At 40.7% G+C, this 24,264-nt stretch carries 21 protein-coding genes and 1 other RNA gene; 16 read left to right on the top strand and 6 right to left on the bottom strand.

Features of this window, described 5'->3' with window-relative positions; translation table 11 throughout:
* Positions 1-25 precede the first annotated feature (25 nt).
* The 11 genes from ACVW2L_RS09140 (at position 26) to ACVW2L_RS09090 (ending at position 9,361) form a co-directional block, all read left to right on the top strand.
* Positions 26-1,228: a GAF domain-containing sensor histidine kinase gene (locus ACVW2L_RS09140; protein WP_457127659.1), complete on the top strand. Its 1,203-nt coding sequence runs from the start codon at positions 26-28 to the stop codon at positions 1,226-1,228.
* Positions 1,229-1,481: 253 nt separating this feature from the next.
* Positions 1,482-1,580: signal recognition particle sRNA small type (gene ffs / locus ACVW2L_RS09135), an RNA gene on the top strand.
* A gap of 113 nt (positions 1,581-1,693) precedes the next feature.
* Positions 1,694-2,650, top strand: a complete 957-nt coding sequence (locus ACVW2L_RS09130; protein WP_457127658.1) for a YpdA family putative bacillithiol disulfide reductase — start codon at positions 1,694-1,696, stop codon at positions 2,648-2,650.
* 444 nt (positions 2,651-3,094) lie between these two features.
* Positions 3,095-3,751 carry a GNAT family N-acetyltransferase gene (locus tag ACVW2L_RS09125; protein WP_457127657.1) on the top strand — a complete coding sequence of 219 codons (657 nt, stop codon included), beginning with the start codon at positions 3,095-3,097 and terminating at the stop codon, positions 3,749-3,751.
* A 58-nt stretch (positions 3,752-3,809) separates the two neighbouring features.
* The gene (gene argG / locus ACVW2L_RS09120; RefSeq protein ID WP_457127656.1) at positions 3,810-5,006 is read left to right on the top strand and encodes an argininosuccinate synthase; all 1,197 of its coding nucleotides are present in this window, start codon (positions 3,810-3,812) and stop codon (positions 5,004-5,006) included.
* Complete coding sequence (locus tag ACVW2L_RS09115; protein ID WP_457127655.1) at positions 5,006-5,353, top strand: cupin domain-containing protein; 348 nt, start codon at positions 5,006-5,008, stop codon at positions 5,351-5,353. Before argG ends, ACVW2L_RS09115 begins: the two co-directional genes overlap by 1 nt.
* Positions 5,334-6,329 carry an N-acetyl-gamma-glutamyl-phosphate reductase gene (gene argC, locus ACVW2L_RS09110; protein ID WP_457127654.1) on the top strand — a complete coding sequence of 332 codons (996 nt, stop codon included), beginning with the start codon at positions 5,334-5,336 and terminating at the stop codon, positions 6,327-6,329. Before ACVW2L_RS09115 ends, argC begins: the two co-directional genes overlap by 20 nt.
* 55 nt (positions 6,330-6,384) lie before the next feature.
* Positions 6,385-7,509, top strand: coding sequence for an aspartate aminotransferase family protein (locus ACVW2L_RS09105; RefSeq protein WP_457127653.1), 1,125 nt, complete (start codon positions 6,385-6,387; stop codon positions 7,507-7,509).
* Entirely contained in the window at positions 7,506-8,453 is a 948-nt protein-coding gene (locus ACVW2L_RS09100; RefSeq protein WP_457127652.1) for an N-acetylornithine carbamoyltransferase, read from the top strand. The genes ACVW2L_RS09105 and ACVW2L_RS09100 overlap by 4 nt, the downstream gene beginning before the upstream one ends.
* Position 8,454: 1 nt before the next feature.
* Complete coding sequence (locus ACVW2L_RS09095) at positions 8,455-8,745, top strand: hypothetical protein (RefSeq protein WP_457127651.1); 291 nt, start codon at positions 8,455-8,457, stop codon at positions 8,743-8,745.
* A 1-nt stretch (position 8,746) separates the two neighbouring features.
* A complete protein-coding gene (locus ACVW2L_RS09090) occupies positions 8,747-9,361 on the top strand; it encodes an FMN-binding negative transcriptional regulator (protein WP_457127650.1) in 615 nt (204 codons plus the stop codon).
* An 11-nt stretch (positions 9,362-9,372) separates the two neighbouring features.
* Here the strand turns inward: ACVW2L_RS09090 and ACVW2L_RS09085 are convergent, their stop codons facing one another.
* Positions 9,373-10,617, bottom strand: a complete 1,245-nt coding sequence (locus ACVW2L_RS09085; RefSeq protein ID WP_457127649.1) for a cation:proton antiporter — start codon at positions 10,615-10,617, stop codon at positions 9,373-9,375.
* Between the two features lie 9 nt (positions 10,618-10,626).
* A complete protein-coding gene (locus ACVW2L_RS09080) occupies positions 10,627-11,931 on the bottom strand; it encodes an NAD(P)/FAD-dependent oxidoreductase (protein WP_457127648.1) in 1,305 nt (434 codons plus the stop codon).
* A gap of 91 nt (positions 11,932-12,022) precedes the next feature.
* Between ACVW2L_RS09080 and ACVW2L_RS09075 the strand changes: the two genes are divergently transcribed.
* On the top strand, positions 12,023-12,982 hold the full coding sequence (locus ACVW2L_RS09075) for an alpha/beta fold hydrolase (RefSeq protein WP_457127647.1): 960 nt from the start codon (positions 12,023-12,025) through the stop codon (positions 12,980-12,982).
* 44 nt (positions 12,983-13,026) lie between these two features.
* On the opposite strand, the gene ACVW2L_RS09070 is transcribed toward ACVW2L_RS09075, so the two are convergent.
* Both ACVW2L_RS09070 and ACVW2L_RS09065 read right to left on the bottom strand, forming a co-directional pair.
* The gene (locus ACVW2L_RS09070; RefSeq protein ID WP_457127646.1) at positions 13,027-13,452 is read right to left on the bottom strand and encodes a hypothetical protein; all 426 of its coding nucleotides are present in this window, start codon (positions 13,450-13,452) and stop codon (positions 13,027-13,029) included.
* 75 nt (positions 13,453-13,527) lie between these two features.
* A complete protein-coding gene (locus ACVW2L_RS09065; protein ID WP_457127645.1) occupies positions 13,528-14,814 on the bottom strand; it encodes a citrate synthase in 1,287 nt (428 codons plus the stop codon).
* 196 nt (positions 14,815-15,010) lie between these two features.
* Between ACVW2L_RS09065 and ACVW2L_RS09060 the strand changes: the two genes are divergently transcribed.
* Positions 15,011-17,806, top strand: a complete 2,796-nt coding sequence (locus ACVW2L_RS09060; RefSeq protein WP_457127644.1) for a PAS domain S-box protein — start codon at positions 15,011-15,013, stop codon at positions 17,804-17,806.
* Here ACVW2L_RS09060 and proC read toward each other — a convergent pair.
* Positions 17,803-18,621: a pyrroline-5-carboxylate reductase gene (gene proC / locus ACVW2L_RS09055; RefSeq protein ID WP_457127643.1), complete on the bottom strand. Its 819-nt coding sequence runs from the start codon at positions 18,619-18,621 to the stop codon at positions 17,803-17,805. The genes ACVW2L_RS09060 and proC overlap by 4 nt on opposite strands.
* Entirely contained in the window at positions 18,618-19,415 is a 798-nt protein-coding gene (gene argB, locus ACVW2L_RS09050) for an acetylglutamate kinase (protein ID WP_457127642.1), read from the bottom strand. Before argB ends, proC begins: the two co-directional genes overlap by 4 nt.
* A 166-nt stretch (positions 19,416-19,581) precedes the next feature.
* Between argB and ACVW2L_RS09045 the strand changes: the two genes are divergently transcribed.
* The 3 genes from ACVW2L_RS09045 to ACVW2L_RS09035 are packed head-to-tail and all read left to right on the top strand — an operon-like array spanning position 19,582 to position 24,050.
* Complete coding sequence (locus ACVW2L_RS09045; RefSeq protein ID WP_457127641.1) at positions 19,582-19,944, top strand: BlaI/MecI/CopY family transcriptional regulator; 363 nt, start codon at positions 19,582-19,584, stop codon at positions 19,942-19,944.
* 4 nt (positions 19,945-19,948) lie between these two features.
* Positions 19,949-23,227, top strand: a complete 3,279-nt coding sequence (locus ACVW2L_RS09040; RefSeq protein ID WP_457127640.1) for a M56 family metallopeptidase — start codon at positions 19,949-19,951, stop codon at positions 23,225-23,227.
* A 28-nt stretch (positions 23,228-23,255) separates the two neighbouring features.
* The gene (locus ACVW2L_RS09035; protein WP_457127639.1) at positions 23,256-24,050 is read left to right on the top strand and encodes a hypothetical protein; all 795 of its coding nucleotides are present in this window, start codon (positions 23,256-23,258) and stop codon (positions 24,048-24,050) included.
* Positions 24,051-24,264: the final 214 nt, after the last annotated feature.

Genomic DNA, 24,264 nt, shown 5'->3' with positions numbered 1-24,264 from the left:
TAAATACGGAACCAAACTTGTAAATATGCCGAACGCACCTATTCCAAAAAACGAATTTGAAAGACTAATTGACCTTTCAGAATATGATCTGGATTATTCCGGTCTGGAAGACAATTTTAAAGACCTTGCAAAACTAGCGGCCAATGTAGCCGGTACAAAAATTTCTTTGGTAAATCTTATCGACTCATTCACTCAATGGAGCATAACTAACCATGGATTAGCCATTGATCAGATGCCGAGGGAGGAATCTGTATGCCAATACACAATAATGGATGACCAACCCTTTGAAGTGGCGGATCTGTCTGCCGATGATCGTTTCAAAAATAAATTTTACGTAACGGATGATCCCAATCTTCGATATTATTACGGTCTTCCCTTAACCACGTCTGAAGGCCATAATATTGGTGCATTATGTGTGCTCGACAAGGAAATAAAGAGCATATCACCCGAAAAGACTGAACTGCTTAAAATAATTGCCAACGAAATTGTTAACCGTCTAAAAGCGCTTAAAGTAATTAATGACCTAAAGGGGCAATTAAGGTATGCCGACGAGACGAAAAAGAAGGTTGCGCATGACATACGGGGCCCACTGGGAGGTATTATAGGGCTGGCACAGATCATCAGCGAGCAGGGGCAAACTAACCAAATAGATGAAGTACTTGAATTTATTAACCTGATACAAAAAAGCGGGAAATCTATATTAGAATTGGCTGATGAAATATTGACGGCTGATGAAAAACAGGCCCCCAAAGGAGATGAATTTAACCTGATAATGCTTAAAGATAAGCTGGAAAAACTTTATCAGCCTCAAGCCCGCAATAAGAATATCAGGTTTACTGTTTTTATTTCGCCAGAAACGGCGACGGTACCTTTTTCACGAAATAAACTACTTCAGATAATTGGTAATCTGGTATCCAATGCAATGAAATTTACGCCTGAGAGTGGGCAGGTACGCGTATCATTAACGCTTAAAACCGAACAAGAAACACCGGTATTATTAAAGATTTCAGTAAGCGACAGCGGGGTAGGAATGTCTGATCAGGCAATTGAAAAGATTCTTGATGGAACAGCCTCATCAACTGATGGCACTGGCGGCGAGCATGGGTATGGTTTTGGTTTAGCGCTGGTTAAACATCTTATAAGTAGTTTAAACGGAACCATGCACATAATTTCAAGGCCCGGCGAAGGCGCAACATTTGAAGTAAGCTTGCCACAAATGGTATCGTAGTTAACGCCTCATTGTTCTTATAAACATAATAAGGAGTATAAATAAAATAGCAATTTCAATAATTTTCATTTTTCCAAATGTAACAAACAAAGGCCCGCTCATCGCGGGTTTTTTGTTTGTTATATCTGCGGCGTATCAATCTTAAAACCCTTATTTATGATGCAAATAAATTAAATGTTGTTGTGCTACAGCCACTTTGGTTTGTTTTAACATTTTGTTAACCCAGAAGCAAAGGTTTTTCTATATTTGCGGCGGGTAAGTCTTTTACGGCCAGCTCCTCTTGAACTCCCCCAGGGTGGGAACGCAGCAAGGGTAGAGAGTTGAGCGGCGCGATAAAAGTAGCTTACCCATTTTTTGTGCCCAAAATTTCGATAATTATATTTGTTGAATGTAAATTTTAAAGAGCGGGTAATCGCGTTCTTTAACTTTCAACCACTAATCTTACCAAAAGCTTATCTTAGCACCATGCTTGATATAGTTATTATAGGGGCCGGCCCCATAGGCATTGCCTGCGGCCTTAGGGCGCAAAGGGAGGGGTTAAGTTTTGTTATTCTTGACAAAGGCTGCCTTGTCAATTCTTTATACAACTACCCCGCAACCATGACTTTTTTTTCTACTTCGGAGAAATTGGAAATAGGTGGGGTGCCTTTTGTTACCGTAAATAATAAACCGGGCCGTGCCGAAGCTTTAGAATATTATCGCAGAGTGGCAACCTCGCATAACCTGCCTGTTAAGTTATTTGAGGAGGTTATCACCATTCAACCCGACGGCGACACCTACACTGTTACAACAAATAAAGGAACATGCCAATCAAAAAAGGTGATTATAGCCACCGGTTTTTATGATGTAGCCGTAACATTGGATATACCTGGTGAGGAATTGCCTAAGGTTAAACATTATTATAAAGACCCGCATTACTTTGCCATGCAAAAAGTAGTAGTTGTGGGTTCCAGTAATTCGGCCATTGACGTGGCCCTGGAGACGTATAGAAAGGGCGCTCACGTCACCTTAGTAATTAGGGGTGAAGAGGTGAGCCAAAGGGTTAAATATTGGGTGCGACCTGATATTTTAAACCGGATTAAAGAAGGCAGTATAAAGGCCTACTTCAAATCTAACCTGAAAGCCGTAAGAGAGCATGATGTAGACATTGACACTCCGGAAGGGATCGTTACGATACCAAATGATTTTGTAATGGCCATGACGGGGTACAAACCCAATTTTGATGTGCTGAAAAAATGGGGACTTAACCTATCTGCAGATAAAAATATACCGGAGTATAACCCCGAAACTATGGAGACCCATTTGCCGGGTTTATACCTTGCGGGGGTAGTTTGCGGCGGACTGGACACCCACCTTTGGTTTATTGAAAATTCGCGCATTCATGCTGAAATGATCGTTGATGATATAATGGCTAAAAGGTGAGCATTTTATCACTTTGATTAAGGGAAGGGATTTAATTTTTTAACTTTCTCAAGTCTTTCAAAACCAAAGTTTTATTCAGCTAATGTAAACTTAACATTATTAACTATTCACATTATCAACTAAATCAACTTTTCGCTTGTATAAATAAAAAATAATGCAAATTTTTGCATCAAATTTTAAATAAAGCAAATAACTATAATAATGAACCTTCAAAGCTTAAATAAGCCCGCCGCGAGAGACATAAAAGCTCCGTTTGCCGCTGCTTTGGTTTCTACTGTTTTATTTACCCCGTCTCGACGAAGGCTCTATATCCCCAGAGTTTAATTGCAGGTAGTTATTGCCTGACAAAAAAAACCGAAGTTTTAATTAAACTTCTCCGTTAAAAAACACTTTAATAACAAAGGCCTTACGGCCAAATGTTAACAGTAATTTTTTCTATCCATAATGACCATACAAGATTTTGATATACAGGTTGCATCAGCACAGCACGCAGACTACGCGCAGATAATATGCGACGAGATGGCCGAGTCGGCCAAGGCCCGTGGTACCGGCATTGCGCAGCGCTCGCCTGAATATGTTGCAAATAAGATGCTGGAAGGTAAAGCAGTTATTGCTTTGCACAAAGACGGTACCTGGGCAGGTTTTTGCTATATAGAAACCTGGAGCCATGGCGATTTTGTGGCTAATTCCGGTCTAATTGTTTCACCGCCCTTTCGTAAGGCCGGTTTGGCTAAAGCTATCAAGCATAAAATTTTCGAACTTTCGCGCACCAAATATCCCGAAGCTAAACTGTTTGGCTTGACTACCGGATTGGCGGTAATGAAGATCAACTCGGAGTTAGGTTACGAACCGGTAACCTATTCAGAACTTACGCAGGACGAGGAATTTTGGAAAGGCTGCCGCAGCTGCGTTAATTATGATATTTTGACCAGCAAAGAACGTAAGAATTGCATGTGCACCGCTATGCTTTTTGATCCCGCTGAAAAGCAGAAGCAGACAGAAGATAAATTAGAAAAGATAACGCACAAAGCTAACTTGTTTAAGCGAATTGAATCGGCAATAAAAAGTTTCGGGCAAAGTCTTGATGAAAGTCTTAAATAGGCTTAAGGTTAGTAGTAATAGAAGCACAAAAGAAATAATACCTTTTACCTCGATAAAAATGGATAAAAAGAAAGTAGTACTTGCTTATAGCGGAGGTTTAGATACCTCATTTTGTTGTATTTATTTGACCCGCGATTTGGGTTATGAAGTTCACTCAGTTATTGTTAACACAGGTGGTTTCAGCGAAGAAGAACTGAAAACTGTTGAGAAACGCGCTTACGAAATGGGCGTAACGTCTCACCATGTGGTTGACGAAACCGAGAATTACTATAACACTTGCGTACGTTACTTAATTTATGGCAACGTATTAAAAAATAACACTTATCCATTATCAGTTAGTGCCGAGCGTGTTAGCCAGGCTACTGCCATTGCTAACTATGCTAAAGAAATAGGGGCCGAGTTTGTGGCGCATGGCAGCACCGGCGCGGGTAACGACCAGGTAAGGTTTGATATGATCTTTAATATCCTGATTCCTAACGTTGGTATAATTACGCCGATAAGAGATTTAAAGCTCAGTCGCGAAGCTGAAATAGAATACCTGAAAAAGCATGGTGTTGAAATGAATTTTGAAAAAGCCAAATACTCTATCAACAAGGGCATATGGGGTACATCAGTGGGTGGTAAAGAAACGCTTACGTCAAATTTAGGTTTGCCTGAAGATGCCTGGCCCACACAGGTTACTGAGACCGAAACTAAAAACGTTGAGCTGGAGTTTGAGCACGGCGAGCTGATTGGTTTAAATGGCGTTAAATACAATCATCCGACTAAAGTAATACAAGCATTGCAAGCCATAGCCGGGCCTTATGGTTTAGGGAGAGATATACATGTTGGCGATACCATTATAGGTATAAAAGGCCGTGTTGGTTTTGAGGCTGCGGCACCAATGATCATTATAAAAGCTCACCATACATTAGAGAAACACACGCTAACCAAATGGCAATTAACCTGGAAAGATCAGCTATCTATGTTTTATGGCAACTGGCTGCACGAAGGGCAGTTTCACGATCCGATTATGCGCAACATGGAAGCCTTTTTAACGGATACCCAAAAACAGGTGAGCGGTAAAGTATTTGTGCAACTGCAACCATATCGTTTCCAGGTAGTAGGCATTGAGTCGGATCATGATCTAATGTCGAACAAATTTGGTACCTATGGTGAAATGAATAATTCATGGAGCGGCGAGGATGTTAAGGGTTTCTCTAAGATCTTCGGCAACCAGGTAATGATCTATCATAAAGTTAACGGCGCGGAATAATGAACACAGTATTTTCAAAGGGCGAATGTTTACAACATTACACGTGGGGTGATGATTGCCACGGTTGGACCTTTGTTGATACTGATGCTTTGTCTGTAAAGCAAGAGCTTATGCCGCCCGATACTGCAGAGCAGCTGCATTATCATGAGCAGGCAAGGCAGATGTTTTTTATTCTGAAAGGCAGGGCTTTGTTTACCATTAATGGTGAACAAACCGAGTTGCGGGAGCAGCAAGGGATAGAAATATTACCCGGCCAGCAGCACCTGATAGCAAATAACCAACAGACCGATTTGGAATTTATTTTATACAGTTATCCATCAACAAAAAATGACAGAGTCAACGTCTAAAATACGTGCGGGAATTATTGGCGGAGCAGGATATACAGGTGGCGAAATGCTGCGGATACTGATCAATCACCCTGATGTAGAAATTGCTTTTGTGCATAGCAACAGTAATGCAGGTAATCATGTATACGTTATACATACTGACCTTTTTGGCGATACCGACATGCGCTTTACAGATACACTATCTACTGATGTTGACGTGTTGTTTCTGTGTGTCGGCCACGGCGATGCGCGTAAGTTTTTGGAAGCAAATGAAATTCCGGGTACGGTTAAGATAATTGATCTGAGTCAGGATTTCAGGCTTTTTGCTACTTCAACCATCGGTAACAAACAGTTTGTTTATGGCTTGCCTGAATTGAATAAAGAAGCTATAAAATCGGCACAGAACATTGCTAATCCTGGTTGTTTTGCTACCACTTTGCAATTAGCGCTGCTGCCCTTAGCTGCAAAAGGTTTGCTTAATACAGAGGTGCATATATCTGCCACAACAGGCTCAACTGGAGCGGGGCAGAGCCTTGCAACCACTTCTCATTTTACATGGCGTAATGATAATCTATCCGTCTATAAAGCCTTTGGGCACCAGCATTTAAATGAAATAGGGCAGTCGCTTAACCAGTTGCAGCCTGATTTTGGCCAGACTTTAAACTTTATTCCTTACCGGGGCGATTTTACCCGCGGAATATTTGCCGGTATACATTTGGATAGTGAACTGGAAGAAGATGAGGCGTTAAAACTTTACCACGACTTTTATGCTGCGCACCCGTTTACCCATGTTACCAGCAGAAACATAGATCTTAAACAAGTGGTTAACACCAATAAAGTATTTTTACAAGTTAAAAAGCATGGCAATAAGCTATTTATAATAAGCATTTTAGACAATTTACTTAAAGGCGCGTCGGGCCAGGCAGTTCAAAATATGAACCTGCTATTTGGTCTGGATGAACGCGCCGGTTTACGATTAAAGGCAACGGGCTTTTAAGCCCTTGAGCCAAAACAGATCGTATAAAACTAAATTTTAATTTAAATAGCTAACAATGAAATTATTCGACGTATATCCTATAAATAATATAAACATAACGCGGGGCGTAGGTAGCCTTGTTTATGATGATAAAGGCCAGGAGTATCTTGACCTGTATGGCGGCCACGCCGTAATTTCAATAGGTCATACTCACCCACATTATGTAAAGCGGTTGGAAGACCAGTTACATAAAATTGGTTTTTATTCTAACTCGATAGAGATTCCCATACAAAAGCAACTGGCAGAAAAATTAGGTCAGGTTTCCGGCAGGGAAGACTATCAATTATTCTTATGCAACTCAGGTGCAGAGGCTAATGAGAACGCCATGAAACTGGCTTCGTTCTATAATGGCAAAAAGAAAGTTATTGCTTTTACAGGTGCTTTCCACGGGCGTACATCATTGGCTGTAGCTGTTACGGACAACCCTAAGATCGTTCCGCCTGTTAACGAGAGCGATAATGTAGTTAGGGTACCTTGGAAGGATGAGGAAGCCTTGGCGCAAGCCTTTGCAAATAATGAAATATCATCGGTAATTGTAGAAGGCATCCAGGGCGTGGGCGGCATACAGGTAGCACCGGAAAGCTTTTTGCAAAAGATCCGTTCGTTGTGTGATGTGCACAATGCCGTTTTTATTGCTGATTCGATACAGTGCGGTTATGGCCGGTCGGGTAAGTTCTACTCGCATGATTATGCCGGGGTTAGTGCTGACATTTACACAATGGCAAAAGGTATTGGCAACGGCTTCCCGATAGGAGCTATCAGCATATCGCCTAAAATACAACCTGCTTACGGCATGTTAGGTACTACTTTTGGTGGCAATCATTTGGCATGTGCAGCTGCTTTGGCTGTGCTTGAAGTTATGGAAGAAGATAACCTGATGCAAAATGCAGCGGAAGTAGGTGGTTATCTGATAACAGAGTTAAATAAATTTAAGCAGGTAAACGAAGTTAGGGGCAGGGGCTTAATGATAGGTATTGATCTGCCGGCTGAATTTGCTCATGCTAAGAAGGACTTATTATTTAAGCACCACATATTTACCGGCGAAGCTAAGCCTAACGTGATTAGACTTTTACCGGCTTTAAATTTAACCAAAGCACACGCCGATCAGTTTTTGGAGGCGTTTAGCAAAGTGATACTATGAAACTCTTTACATCCGTACGCGACGTAGCCGACATTAACGCCCTTGTGGCTGATGCTTTAGCGCTTAAACAAAATCCGTTTGCGCATCAGCATTTGGGTAAGAATAAAACCATTGGTCTGGTTTTTTTAAACCCCAGCCTGCGTACGCGTATGAGTACCCAAAAGGCGGCTACTAATTTAGGCATGAACGCCATGGTGTTAAATATTGACAAAGAAGGCTGGGCCCTTGAGCTGCGTGACGGTGCCATAATGAATGGTACCACCGTAGAACACATCCGCGAAGCCGCTGCTGTGCTGGGGCAGTATGTTGATATTATTGGTGTACGTTCGTTCCCGGGCTTAAAAGATAGGGAAGAGGATTACACCGAAACTGTTTTTAATAAGTTTGTGGAGTTTTGTGGGGTACCGGTAGTAAGCCTGGAATCGGCCACGCGGCATCCACTGCAAAGTTTGGCAGATCTGGTTACAATAACCGAGTTAAAAACGCGTCCGCGGCCAAAAGTTGTGCTGACATGGGCACCACACATCAAGGCCCTGCCACAGGCCGTACCCAACTCTTTTGCTGAATGGATGTGCAAGGCAGATGTAGACTTTACTATAGCTCATCCGGCCGGTTACGACTTGAATACCGACTTTACCAATGGCGCAACTATTACCCACGATCAGGAAGCTGCGTTAGCTGATGCAGATTTCATCTACGTAAAAAACTGGTCGGCGTACGAGCCTTATGGCCAGGTTTTACCGGGTAATGAGGACTGGATGCTAACCAATGAAAAATTGAAGAATACCAACGACGCTAAGGTAATGCATTGCCTGCCCGTACGTCGCAATTTGGAGCTATCCGACGAGATTTTGGATGGACCCCATTCGGTTGTAGTTCACGAGGCCGGCAACCGGGAGTGGGCAGCGCAGGCGGTTTTGAAGAAGATGTTGGAAAGTTTGTAGTATGAACGTCGACAATATTAAAGAAATTCAAATTGACGACTTGGGTAGACTACGTATTTATCCTGAACGGGAAGTGTTTACTTTAATTTGGCGGTCAGCAACAGAAGTTCATTGGGACGAAAAAAATTCGTTTCTATATTCGCCCAAGCCAAGAGAGTGGTCTTATCTAAATTGGTATCAGCATATTATTGGGGTAATCGAAACGGAATATCACTGCAAACTTTTACTAACACCGGATACTAAGTGGGTAAGTATATCTCAAACGTGTAAAGATCAAATGCTACTGCAATAGAATGTACACCCCCAAAGTCAATTTAATAACTGATCCGCAAGAGGCTATCAACTTCATGCAACGATATAGCTTTGCTACCTTGGTAACTGTTAGCAACGGTGTGCCATCTGCAACGCATTTGCCATTTGTGGTAGAGGAGCGGGAAGGCAAAGTGATATTGATCTCGCACCTCGCTAAAGCAAACCCGCAGGCGGATGAATTATTGAATGGTAAAGCTTTGGTAGTATTTACCGAGCCTCACGCTTATATCTCACCAAAGCATTATGAGCATGAAAAAAATGTTCCTACCTGGAATTATATTGCCGTGCATGCTTACGGAGCCGCCACGCTAATAGAAAGCCCTGAAATGAAAGCCGCATTGCTGGAGCAAACCATTAATTTTTATGAAGCAGCTTATATACAGCAATGGAAAGCTCTGCCTAATGATTTTAGGCTTAATATGATGAAAGGCATTGTTGGTTTTGAGATTGTTGTTGATGAATTACAAGGCAAGAAAAAACTGAGTCAAAACCGGAGCGAGAAAGAGCGCGAGAACATTATCAACGAGTTAAGCGGAAGTGGGGATAGCGTAGGTAGGGATATTGCAGCCTATATGAGATCAATGGAGTTAAAGTAATTTCAAACTCTTTACGCTTCTTTTTCTATAGATGCGTTGATCAACTTGTTCAACGTTAATCCCTGTACAATCACAGAAAAAACAACAATAAAATATGCACCTGCCAATATGGTGTGTTTATGCGGCCCGTTAGGTAAGGCCAGAGCCAGCGCTATTGATATACCGCCACGTAAGCCGGCCCAGGTGAGTATGTTGATGTTTTTATAGCTTACGTCAAGTGTACGCCTTAAAAATGTTAAGGGCAGCATTATACTTAGCCAACGGGCGGTTAAAATAACTATGATGCCTATGCCACCGGCAAGCCAGTATTTATTTAAGAAAGGAAGATTAAGCATCTGCAAACCTATCATCACAAATAAAATTGTATTCAGCATTTCGTCTATCAGTTCCCAAAATTTTTCGAGCGCCTGATGCGAACGTTCGTTGCTATCGATGTTAATTGATCGGGTACCGGCAAACAAGCCTGCCGATACAACCGCCAATGGAATAGAAAACTCAAGGTAAGCGGCAGAAACTGATATGCTCATAACTAAGGCTAATGACACAAGCACTATTGTTTGAAAATCATTAATAGACTTCATCAACCTGAAAGCGATGAAGCCCATTCCCAAACCCAGAAATATACCACCGAATACAGATTTAATAAACAGGAAGGCAGCTTCGCTAAAGTCAATATTGTTGGTGCCGGTTCTGGTTATTTGCAGCAGTGTTATAAACAGTACCAGGCCTATACCATCGTTGAACAATGATTCGCCGGAGATGATAGTTTCGAGTTTAGCCGGTAATTTTGAGCTTTTAACAATGGCGCTTACAGCTACAGGGTCAGTGGGAGAGATGAGTGCCCCAAACAGAAAACAATATAGCAAGGGTATATCAAAATTAAACAAACGGGTAATGCCGTAAAATATCAATCCAAATATGCCGCACGACAATATTACGCCAACAGTGCTTAAAATGAAAACCGGGCGCATTTCTTTTTTTAATCGTTTGGTGTTTAATGTAAACGCTCCCGAAAACAGCAGGAAACCTAACATTATATCCAACACGGTTTCTGAAAAATCTATATTTCGCGCCAGCATGGTAAGGTACCTTACCGAGTTTGGATATACGTTGTTAATAACGATAGTAACAATGGAGCCGATTATGGCAATACTAACAACCCCGATAGTTCCCGGTAGCTTGATAAACCGGGCATTGATATACGAATAAAAGGCACTTACAATAACCAGAAAGGTTATTAATATAAAAAGATCCATGTATCCAGATTAGTGTTCGGGATCAACCGTACGTGTTTGTGTATTGAACGGCCGCAGGATAAGCCTGTTATCGCTGTTCTTGGTCATGTAATTTATAACCCATTCCATAAATACAGAGGCTTTGTTTGAGAACCCGGCCAATGACATGATGTGAACAAAACCCCACAAAACCCATGCAATAAAGCCGGTAAGGTGTAGTTTACCAATATCTGCTAAAGCCTTGTTGCGCCCAACTGTTGCTAAAGTGCCTTTGTCTTGATATTTGAAAGCTTGTGTAGCTTCGCCGCTAAGCAGGTGTTGCAGGTTTTTAGCCAACCAGGCGCCTTGTTGTATGGCAACAGGGGCCACGCCGGGATGTCCATTTGGCAATTCTTCGTTTACAACAGCTGATACATCGCCTATCGCAAAAATATTTTGATAACCAACTACACGGTTTATCTCATCAGTTTGTATGCGGGTGCCCCGCACAATGGTAGCACCGGTCAACCCCTCGGGTACCTCGCCCTTTACTCCGGCCGCCCAAAAAACGTTATGGGTTTTAATAATTTGGCCGTTGTTTATTGTTAACTCCAGTCCATCGTAACTTTGTACACGCACGCCGTTATAAACCGTTACCTTGTCGCCCTGCAAATACTCTTTTGCCACACGGGATGCTTTTTCTGACATTGCTGCCAGTAATCGTTCCTTGCTTTCAATCAAATAAACGCTCATGTGCTGTTCCTTCAAGTGCCTGTAGTCTTTGCTAAGTATCAGGCGGCGCATTTCGGCCAGTGCTCCTGATAACTCCACGCCTGTAGGCCCGCCGCCAACTACTACAAATGTCATCAACGCATCGCGCTCTACCGCATCGCGGGTAATTAACGCTTTTTCCAGATTTTGCAGCACCAGCACGCGCATGTTCAAAGCCTCGGGCACATTTTTCATTGGCATCGCAAAACGCGCTATCTGGTCGTTACCCAAAAAATTAGTGTTTGATCCGGTTGCTATCACCAGGTAGTCATAATGGATCTCGCCTATACTGGTTGTAACTGTATTGCTTTCGGCATTTATTTGCTTAACATTAGCCAGGTTAAAATTAAAATTGTTTTGATAAGTAAATATCCGGCGAATAGGGAAAGCGATAGAGTCTGCCGGTAAAGCCCCAACGGCAACCTGGTATAATAAAGGTTGAAATGTATGATAATTATGCTTATCCAGCATCAGTATTTCTACCGGTGCGTTTTTTAGTTGTTTTGCGAGTTGTATACCGGCAAAACCTGCTCCAATAATAACTACACGGGGTTTTGGGTTGCTGTGGTGATCCATGTATGGCATTTGCAATAAACTTAGTTATTTGCTGGTAATAAAGGGTTGATGTATAAATTTAAAATGCGCAATAGTTTATATTGCAGTTAAAATAAAGAACATGAAAAAACCGATACTGTTTTTATTAGCCATTATATTGAGCAACACAATGCTGGCGCAGGTTAAACAGGTAGATAGCTGGACCGACGGAAAATACATCAATGTTAACGGCGCTAAACTTTGGGTAGTTACAGTAGGCGAGGGCGATCCTGTTATTTTCATTTCGGGCGGGCCCGGTGGCGCGCACACTGGTTTACGGAGTTTTGATCCACTGGCCCAAAAACATCATCAATTAATATATTTTGATGCTTTTGGCAGAGGTAAATCTGATACAGCTAAAATAGTAACGGAATATACCATTGCCCGCGATGTAGAAGATATTGAGGGCTTGCGTAAAGCGCTGAAGCTGGATAAGATCGCTGTGCTTGGGCACTCGTACGGTGGGGTTGTGGCGCAGGGCTATGCTATTAAATACCCGCAAAATGTAAGTCATTTAATTTTGGCTGATACTTTTCATAGCTTTATTATGTGGCAGGAGAACGATGATAACTCCAACCACGAGATTAGAACGGGTTATCCCGAGGTTTGGGATGCGTTGATGAAGATTCGCGAAAAGGGAGCTGTATCAAGCGACAAGGAGCATCAGGACATTTACGGACGCGTACCCTACGGATTTATGTATGCCTATAACCCCGATAAATTTGCTGCCCGCGGCGGTAAAGCGTATCCAAACTCGTTTAATAGCAAGTTATATTACCAAATGGTGGGTAAAGACGGTGATTTTATTGTTGGAAATGACATCGGTACATTTGACTTTCGCAAACAATTAAAGGATCTGAAAATGCCTATACTTATTGTAACCGGCCGTTATGATAGAGTGGCCGTGCCATGGATGGCAGTTAAGTACAAGGAATATTGCCCGCAGGCGCAGTTTGTGATGTTTGAAAAATCGGGCCATAACCCGCAGGTTGAAGAGCCGGAGAAGGAGTTTCAGATCATTAACGAATTTTTAGGAAAGTAAAGCATACCCTTAATTAGAAAACGCGATATTTAAATCTGGTGGTATTATTTACTCTTTTTTGATGGTGGTGTATTCCATCTTGGTAAATCGCCATGGAGATCAATGTATAGATCAAGTATATCCAATTCAATTTCAAGAGGATCATCATTGTTCATTTTATCATCCGTTATCCACCAATAAACATCAAGCGCATCTATATTTTCAGCAAGCATTTTAACTGCCCATTCTTTAGAGCGGGGAGTGCTGAAGGACCTTCCTTTTAAAATAAAATTCTTTATACTATTATATTCCAATTTATTTGGGCTGCCAGAGCCGCCAATATATACCATATCAACTCTGCCATGTTTTAGTTCGTAAATAATACATACCCCGTGGCCGGATTCTGGCATATTACATACTTGTTCAATAGCGTCAGTGGCTCTAAAGAAAAAGTGGCCATTCGTTTTGTATTTATTTAGTTCGTCAAACATAAATATTGTCGTGTTTTAACAAAAAAGACCCGTATAACAAATACAGGTCTTCAAATATAATTTAATACTTACAGCCTATCTTTTTTCCAACTCCACATAATCAAGGTTAACAGCGCCGGTATAGATCTGGCGTGGGCGACCGATAGGCTCCTTGTTCTCTTTCATCTCTTTCCATTGAGCAATCCATCCAGGTAAACGACCAAGGGCGAATAATACCGTGAACATATCAGTTGGGAAACCTAAAGCGCGGTAAATAATACCTGAGTAAAAGTCAACGTTTGGATACAGTTTACGCTCAACAAAGTAAGGATCCTTCAAAGCTACTTCTTCAAGGCGTTTAGCAATTTCCAACACCTCGTCATTAATACCTAATTTCTCCAATATTTCGTCGCATGCCTTTTTAATGATCTTGGCGCGTGGATCAAAGTTTTTATAAACGCGGTGACCAAAACCCATCAAACGGAAAGGATCGTTCTTGTCTTTTGCTTTCGCTATCCATTTATCGGTATCACCACCGTCTTCTTTAATCTGCTCCAACATTTCAATAACCGCCTGGTTGGCACCGCCATGCAACGGACCCCACAAAGCCGAGATACCTGCTGAAACCGAAGCGTAAATATTTGACTCAGACGAACCTACAATACGCACGGTAGAGGTAGAACAGTTTTGCTCATGATCTGCATGCAGGATAAGCAGCGTATTCATGGCGTTAACAACCACCGGATCTATCACAACATCCTCGGTACGCTGACCAAAGGTCATGTTTAGGAAATTGGTAACGTAATCATATTTATTCTGCGGATAAATTACCGGATGACCTAATGTTTTTTTGTAGATCCACGATACCAAAGTAGCCATTTTAGCCAACATTTTTATAATGCTTTGGTTTTGCTCTGCCGGTGTTTGATTGGGTTTAAGCGATTCTGGGTAAAAAGCCGATAACGCACCAACCAATGACGATAGCTGACCCATTGGATGAGATTTTGACGGAAAACCATCAAAAAACTTCTTCATATCCTCGTGCAGCAAGGTGTGGTGTGTCAACTCATGTTGAAACGCCTTTAACTGTTCAACTGTAGGCAAATTGCCATATATCAATAGATAGGCAACTTCAATAAAAGTTGATTTTTCTGCCAATTGCTCAATCGGATAACCTCTGTATTTAAGTATTCCAAGCTCTCCGTCTAAAAAGGTAATTGCACTTTTTGTAGCACCGGTATTTTTGTAACCTATGTCAAGGGTTACATACCCGCTCAGATCCCTTAATTTAGAAATATCGATCGCCTTCTCACCTTCCGAACCCTCTATAATCGGGAGTTCATATGTTTTATCACCAAGTTGTAGTTGTGCTTTGCCAGACATAGAAAGAGTATTAAATAAGCAACAAATATATAAAATCAAAGCGTAAAAAAGACACTAACGTCTCTGCCAATTGTAAAAAACCTGTCCCGAAAACGTTATTTCTTATGCTTGATTACCACCACGATATGCCATGGTTAATTTGATATTAATTGCTACCTTCAATGCATAATTTAGCGCAAACGTTTTAGCTGTTTAAATGAGTTTCAGCCTATACCTTTTACTTGCATTTATAGTTGTTTTTAGCCTTAGTGCCGCCATTATAATAATGATGAGGTGGCGCGTTAAAAAAGGCAACAGCAAATTAGCTAACCAACTTAAAACCAGTGATAATCTTAACGCGCTTTTAAACTCACTTAACGACGTAATATTTGAATTTAACGAAGATAAAGTTTGCCTTAATGTATGGTTTAATGAGCATACTGATAGGGTAGTTGATCCGCGCATATGCCTGGGTAAAAAATTAGAGGAAGTAATTGGCCAGGAAAAGGCGCTTAAGTTTAACAAAGCGCTTGATTATGTTACAACCCACAGGCGGCCAACCTCGCTGCAATATATATCAGACCACGGAACCGGTGCCTGGTTGCTGGCAAAAGTTACCCCGGTTTATGACGAGGCGGGTAATTACCTAAAACGCATTTCGGCTTCGGTATCTGATATATCTGAACAAAAAAGATATGAAAACGCGTTAAAGGAGAAAGAACTGTTGTTGTTAGAAGCGCAGCACGTTGCAAAGATTGGAAACTGGCTATATGATGATGATAAACAAGATGTTCAGTTATCAGATAGCCTTTTAAATATTCTGGATACTAAAGCTGTGCCGGGAGGAATTGAGGTACTTGAATATTATATGAGTCTGGTTTATCCTGATGATTATGAAGCATGTCATAATTTTCTAACCACAATTCATCTAACAAATGTAAAACAGCATGAGCATCGCTTAGTGACACCGGCCGGTGTCACTAAGTATATTAAAATAATTATTGGCGATAAAATATTTAATGATACAGGCGGCTTACAAAGAATATTCGGCATAATACAAGATGTAACAGACATAAAACTATCTGAAAAAATTATCAAGCGGGGCCGGGCGGAGTTAATAGAAGCTCAAACCATAGCTAAAATTGGCAACTGGAGTTGGCGCCCATCAACAAACAAATTAACCTACTCTGACGAATTGCTTAATATTTTTGGGGTCCATCCGCAACAACTTATCCAAATGGCGCCATTTAAGCTTTTATTAAGAAATGCTCACCATAACGATAGAACTATTATTCGTGATCTATGTAAAAATGGAAACACCGTTTCAGGGCATACATGTGTTTTCAGGATAGTTGCACCACAAAAAAAGGTAAAGTACATAAGTATAATTGTTGGCAAAATATTGCGTAACGAAAAAGGGGAACTGTATAAAATTATTGGAACATTACAGGACATAACCAGCCAAAAGCAGGCAGAGCTTGATTATGAAAGGACTGAGAATAAATACAAAGACGTTTTAGAAACAGTAAAGCTGGCTGCCATAACAGTTAACCGATATGGCGAGGTCATTTTTTGTAATCACTACCTGGCTGATTTGCTTGGATATAAACAAACTGATCTGCTGCGAATGAATTGGTTTGAACATTTTGTCCCGGCCGACATACGACAGCATTTAAACGGTATGATATTGGGTGGCGCTTTGCCCAGTCAGTATACTAATTCAATTATATGTAAGGATGGCAGCGAGCGGGTTATGAGCTGGCAGAACACCATGACACGCGATGAAAATGGCGACATTGATGAGATTACCGGCATTGGCGAGGATATAACAGAACAGCAGCGGGCTACACAAGAACTTATAACAGCTAAGGAAATAGCCGAGCGATCGTCAAAGTTTAAGTCGGAATTTTTGTCTACCATGAGCCATGAGATTCGCACGCCAATGAATGCCGTGATAGGTACTACTAACTTATTATTAAGCGATAACCCTAACCCCGAGCAGTTAGAATACCTTAACATCCTGAAATTTTCGGGCGAAAATCTGCTGGCTATCATCAACGATATTTTAGATTATAATAAAATTGAAGCAGGTAAACTTGAACTTAATCAGCTCAGGTTTGATCTGCGCCAATTGGCCCAAAAAACTAAGCTGGCTTTCAGCACAAGGGCTGCCGAGAAGAATCTACAACTTGAACTATCGGTTGACAGTGAAATTCCGGAATATTTAATTGGCGACCAGGTGCGGTTGAGCCAGATATTAAATAACCTGATAAGTAATGCTGTAAAATTTACCGAAAAAGGTAAAGTCACTCTGCAGTTACAACTATTAGGCGCCAGCGACACAGATATAACAATTAAATTTTTGGTTGCGGATACAGGGGTAGGTATATCTCCTGAAAACCAGGCGGCGATATTTGACCCATTTGTTCAGGATCCTGTTGTTAACCAGCCGGCTAATATGGGTACAGGCCTGGGCCTGGCCATTACCAAGCGGCTGGTCAATCTTCACAAAAGTGATATTTCTGTAATAAGCGAACCCGGAAAAGGGTCGCAATTTATTTTTGTAATAACATTCGCCTTACCCGCGGCTTCATTGCCACAGCAGGAAGAAACTATTGAAACCAATACCATACAAAATATTGCCGGAATGGAGGTGCTTGTTGTTGATGACAATAAAATGAACCTGCTCATCGCCTCAAAGTTTTTGAAAAGATGGCATGTAAATGTAGACGAAGCAATTAATGGCAAAGAGGCCGTTAAAATAGTTGCACAAAAGCGCTATGATCTTATCATAATGGACCTGCAAATGCCATTAATGAATGGCTTTGAAGCCACCCAAAAAATAAGAGAGTTTAATACCCAAGTACCGATAATAGCCCTCACAGCCGATGCAATGCCCGAAACTTATGATAAAGCAATTGCTTGCGGTATGAACGACTATTTAACCAAACCTTTTGTGCCCGATACTTTTTTTAGTAAAGTATCATCCTATTATAAAAAGCCCGATAATTAATCATCGCTTTTATATAAGTCACCGGCTTTTTCTGCAGAAAGCTTTATCCCTTTTATCATCGCCGAGCTGAAGCCATTGTGTTCCATTTCGTTAAGGCCGGCAATGGTACAACCTTTAGGTGATGTTACTTTATCTATTTCCTGCTCTGGGTGCGATGATAGCTGTAATAACAGGTTAGCTGCACCCTTAGCCGTTTGAGCCGCCATTTTAAGCGCATCATGGGCATGGAAACCAATTTCTGTACCACCTTGTGAAGCAGCGCGCACTGAGCGTAAAAAGAAAGCTATACCGCAAGCACACAACGCGGTGGCAGACGTCATTAGCTCTTCATTTATTTGCAAGCTTACACCCACTGTGTCAAACAAGGATTTTACCAGGTTAACATTCTTTGTACTGCCTGTATCAGTTGCAATGCAGGTCATGGAGTCGCCAATAGCTATCGCGGTGTTTGGCATGGCCCTTACCACCTGAACGTTCATTTCCAGATAGGAGCGGATATCCTCACAGCTTACGCCTGATATAACCGATACAAGCAGTTGCTTTTCTGATTTAATGGCCGGCTTTATTTCATCAAGCAGTTTATTTAGCTGCTGCGGTAATACCGCTAAAATAACAATATCAGCACGTTTAGCGGCTTTCATGTTATTTGATGTGACTTGATAACCCAGCGTTGTATACTCGGTCAGCGCATCTAAATTTCTGCGCGTAAGCGTTATTTCCTGCGGCTCCCATAAGCCCGACTTTACAAGGCCCTTTGCTAATGATAAACCAATATTTCCGCTGCCCAAAATGGCAACATGTTGTTGCGAACTCATGTGTTTTTACTTAAACGTGTACCAAAAGGTTTATTCTGTGTTATGTTTCCCAGATCGTCTGACCGGCCTATTACCACCGCTTTAACACCGCAGGCTATTGCCGTAAATGCATTATCAAGTTTAGGTAGCATGCCACTATGTATGATCTGCTGTATTTTTAATTCTTCGTAACGTACAGGGTCTATTTCCCTTATAACTGATTCTTCGTCATCTATATCCATCAGCACTCCCTTCTTTTCAAAACAATATATCAGTGTGGTATTAAACACACCGGCCATAGCCACGGCCAAGGCAGACGCTATAGTATCAGCATTGGTATTTAGCAGTTGCCCATCGCCATCGTGCGTTAAAGCGCAAAAAACAGGGATAAAGCCCGCTTTTAACAGGTTGTTTATTCCACCGGTGTTTACAGACCCATCGTAAATATCGCCTACAAAGCCATAATCAATGGTTTTTACAGGGCGTTTTTTTGCTTTTATCAAATTGCCGTCGGCGCCCGTTAAACCTATGGCGTTGCTGCCAAACCGCTGCAGCTGGGCAACTATATTTTTATTAACCAAACCGCCGTAAACCATAGTTACTACCCGTAGGGTTTCCACATCGGTTACCCTTCTGCCATCAACCAATCGCGATTCTATCCCCAGGCTGTCTGATACCTGCGTGGCTATTTTACCGCCGCCATGTACTAATATCTTATATCCCGGTAAATCCTTAAAATCTTTAAGAAAATGGTAAAGATTTTCGGAATTATCAATAACATTTCCGCCAATTTTAATAATAATCAGGCTATCCATAGACATTATTACATAATAATAGACAAAACTAATTAAAAATTGACCATTTGGCTGTCAAAAAGATGTCTTTCACCACAAAACAATGTAAAATAATAAAAACTTAAAAAAGCGTTATATAACTTATTAAATAGTTGCATAACTGAAAAATAAGTTTTAAGTTTGATTTATGGAAGAGTTAACTAAAACAGAAGAGCGCGTGATGCAGATAATATGGAAGCTAAAACGCTGCTTTGTTAAGGATATTATAGATGCACTGCCAGACGATCCTAAACCGCCTTATAACACCATTTCATCGGTAGTGCGGCTTTTAGAAAAGAAAGGTTATTTAGATTATAAGGCATACGGCAAAACCTACGAGTATTTCCCGGCAATAACCAAGGCAGAATATCGTAAGGCATTTTTTAAGAAAATGATATCAGGTTACTTTGATAATTCTGTAGAGAGCCTGGTGTCATTTATGGTAAAAGAAGAGCAGTTGAGTAAGGAGGATATGGAGAAAATTAAAGATATCATCAACAAAAACAAATAAGGTTATGAACGCCGTAGTTTATCTTTTTCAAGTGAGTGCATGCATGGGTATATTTTACCTGTTTTATTACCTGCTGCTTAACCGGTATACTTTTTTTACCATCAACCGGTGGTATCTAATTATCACGCTGGCCATTAGCTTTATTATACCGTTGCTTACCATAACGGTGCAGCATCAGGATGCCTATCCGCAGGTTATAAAGCAGGTGGTATATATCAATCAAATGCAAACACCGCAGCCGGTTTTAGTTACAAACGAGGCGCCTGCACAAGTACAAATTAATTGGATGGCATTGGTGAGATTGATATACATGGTGGCGGTAACGGGATTGTTAATAAGACTGTTGTTGATAGTGGTGAAATTTTTTACACGGATTAAAAACACGAAGAGGACAAAAATTGGCGGGATACTTATTGTAAAAGGAGATGAAGAGCTACGCAACGGATCATTCTTTAATTATATTTTTTTAAATGATGATGAACTGAGCGCTGATGAACTGGAGCAAATTATAGCACACGAAATGTTGCATGTTAAACGCTACCATTCTGTTGACAGGATGTTGGTTAAAATAGCGCAGGTGTTTTTGTGGTTTAACCCATTTGTTTACCTGTATGCCAGGGCCATTGAAGAGAACCATGAGTTTGAGGTGGACCGCGCTGTGAGCAGCTCAACCGACAGAAATAAATATGCCGAGCTGTTGTTTCATTTATCAGTGGCAAAACAAGGCACACTTTACCACAACTTTAGTATGGTGCCGCTCAAGAAACGCATTACTATGTTATTTACTAAACCTACCAATCGCATGAAAAAAGTTATCTACCTGCTTGTTTTACCTGTGGTATTAATAAGCTGCCTGGCCTTTGCCAAGCTAAAAAATGAGGGTTCAATTAAGATCAAAAGATCACCCGCATCTGTCGTTGCCGATACTACAGTAAAGGTAAAGTACCGGCAGAAATCAAAACTTACGCCCGCCCAGAGAAAAGCGCAGGACGAAGGATTTAAGAAAATGCAAGCTTACTTTGAGTCGCCGGAAGGGAAGCGGAAAATGGCTTTATCTGAATCTATCCGATCAAAAGTAATAACCGTGGACATTTTGGGTGATTATAATAGCAAGGAAGGAATGTTTAGAGGCAAAATGGTGAGGGAGAAAAGCAGTGGTAATGAGTTTTTGTTACTCAGTTGGTACGGACAGGAAAAGCAACTTAACAGCCAATTAAATAAAGGCGATGAAGTTAATATGAAAATTTTTGGTGCAGGGGTAAGTCCGGATAGGCCCGTTACCATAACGCCCGCTTACGTTATCAAAGGAGGAAAAGAAATATTCCGGTTAGTTGAAGCTGAAAAAATACCCCAATATCCTTTTTTGTATGAAGCCAACAAAGTGCGTTTTGCCGACGGACAGATAACTAACATTACAAAGTACTCCGATGGCAAATGGAAAACCGCTGTTTTTGAAAGAGTTAACGGTTACAAATTTAATTTAAGCTTTAAATCCGATGCGCCAAACCTTGATATAATTAAAGAAGGTGACCATGTTACGCTACGCTTTATACACGAGGTAAAAACAGGCGACAAAACCTACAACATAAAAGATTGGGTTGCTATCTCTACAGATATAAAAGATTATGGTATTAAAAACCCTGAATGGTTTAACAAGTTTTATGAATTGGTAAAAGCAGATACAGGGAAAATAAGTGCTATAAATGGTATTGAAAGTTTAGGAACCAAACCATTAGTTTTAATTAATGGTACGGAGTACGACAAGAATATATTGTATAAAATAAGTATGCGGGGTGTTAAAGGCACAAGTATTTATCCGCCCAATAATGGCACTACAAAATATGGCGACAAAGCAAAAGATGGTGCCGTAATTATTGATACCCGCGATGGAGAGATAAATTATTTAACAGACAATGAGATGCAGAATATTATAAAGGCAAACGTTGCAAAAGAGAAATTTTTTTCGCGCACAACCTTAACAAAAGAGGATGGTAGTAAATATGATCTTGCTACAATAAATCGCAAATCAGGTACTGTTATTAATGCCGATGTTTCTACTAATGGCAGGATTGCTTTTATAATAAACAACAAGGTATATAGCGAAAAGGATTTTAAGCGCCTTTTTCCGGTTGATAAAGCAAGTTATGGGGGCGGCGGCGGCGTTTATATGGGAACAAAAGAACTTGCTGCACGTGGCTTTAAATTAGACGGTTACGAAATAGTTTTTGTTTTCGAGACAGGTGCCGGTTTAAAAACAACCAATGCAGCGGAAAGAACAGGTGCCATTGCACCGGATAACAAAGGAATTAATAAAACAATGAAGGGTAAACCCGTTCTAATAACAGGAGGTAGTAGCGATTATAGTGGCCGAACTGCTGTTGGGTTTACTGCAGGCGCTATGTATAAGTATAAAAAATCCTCTCTTTTCTCATCATACCGCACTAATTCTCCTTCAAACGCGATATTTCAATCAATGGGCAGCAATAATAATACTACAGAGGATACAAAAAAAGTGGGCGGAGCAACTGTACCGGAGCAAAAGGATACCGATTCTATCAAATCATTGAAGCAAATGATAAGGACAATTCCTGGTGTTGAAATAAAACCAGACGGTACTTTGTGGGTAAACAACCAGCCTGTAAAAAAGGCATTAATAAACGGAAAGCAATACATGGGTGGTGGTGTATCGCAAGCTATAAACACGGTTCCTGCAGAAATTACAAATAACGTTAAGGTAACTAGCACGCCAAAGATATTGGTAGACGGAAAAGAATTTATTCCTGTAGAAGGAATAAATAAAGTAAAAGCCGCAAATGCACCCAAAATATTGGTAGACGGAAAGGAGTTCATTCCTAACAATAATGACATCCAAAAAAAGGATCTGTTAAACAGCATCCAAAAGTTAAAACCAGGCAACAGCAACGTGAATGATTCTCTTGTAGCGACACATTTTTCGGGAGAAGTGAAAGCAGTAAAGGATATTGTGGGTACGAAACTGGTAATTATAAAAAACGGCGATTTTTTTGCCGCCTATTCCAACCTTGCCAATGTTAATGTAACACTCGGGCAGGAAGTGACACGCGGGCAGATATTAGGTGTGGCATCATTTAATGCTTACGAAAACAAACGGTTAGCACTTTTTGAGTTGTATAGAAATTCTAATAAGATAACTGACAAAACAGAACAGGAAACTATTTTGAAAAATTTTGAAGCGCCCAAATTGAATATGGTTACTGGTTTTAAAAATATGTATGCCTATTTCTTACCAAAAACCAACCACTAATATTCATAGACTTTACCTAAACCTTATCATGAAACAATTTATTTTATTCTTGTTAACTGGCGTGATATTTATAAACGCACAGGCCCAAAAACTACCCAATAAACAGGAAGTAAGCTTTAAAGCACCCGCAAATGTGAAAATTGATGGTAAAGCCGCGGAGTGGGGCGATTTTAAAGCCTATAACAGCGCTACCGGTTTATTCTATACTCTGGCAAACGATGAGCAGAATCTGTACCTAATTATACAAGCCGGAAACAGGCGCGCAATGAATAAGATTTTTGCCGGGGGTATAAGCCTGTTACTTACAAATACCACTAATGCAGATAAAAATGCACGTGGCATTATTACCTATCTGGCACTCGCCAAATCTAACAGGTTCGCCATCGTCGAAATGTTGAAAGATACTACAGCTATGAATTTCAAGGCGATAAATGGTGCTATGGCCGCTTCACTTAAAACCATCGGCGTAAAAAATCTGAATGATATCAGCGAGGACGTCATTTCTGTTTATAATGATTACGGCATAATGGCTGCCAGCTATCTAACTGACAGGGAAACTTATACCTGCGAGATTGCTATTCCTTTAAAAAACTTAAAATCGTTTATTAACAGCAAATCGGTTATAAATTACACTTTGCAGGCTAATGCGGAATCATTAAACAGTATGAAAGTTGTTGTAAATGGCAAGGAGGTAGACGACGCGACTGCAAACCCACGCGTGATGGAAATGATGAACAAAATATATCAATCAGAGGATGGAGCATCATTGCGCGAAACCATGAGTGACACCAATGTATCGGGCGAGTATACTTTAGCGAAATAAGGGGAGCAGTTAATCCCCCATAAAAAGTGTTGCTAAACTGTTGCTTTTTTGTTGCTAAAGTGTTGCTAAAAATGTCAAAAAAGCGCCAATTTTTTAATTTTTCAGCACCTTGATAATCAGTCGCTTATGGTAAGCATATGGTTGATTTTCCTGACGAATAAGTAGTTGTAAAAAATAAATTTAACACATTAATTATCAATTAATTAACTTTTTG

It is taken from the genome of Mucilaginibacter sp. HD30 (genome assembly GCF_054061755.1).
The sequence above is the reverse complement of the archived record's forward strand: the minus strand, read 5'-3'. Positions and strand labels throughout refer to the sequence as shown.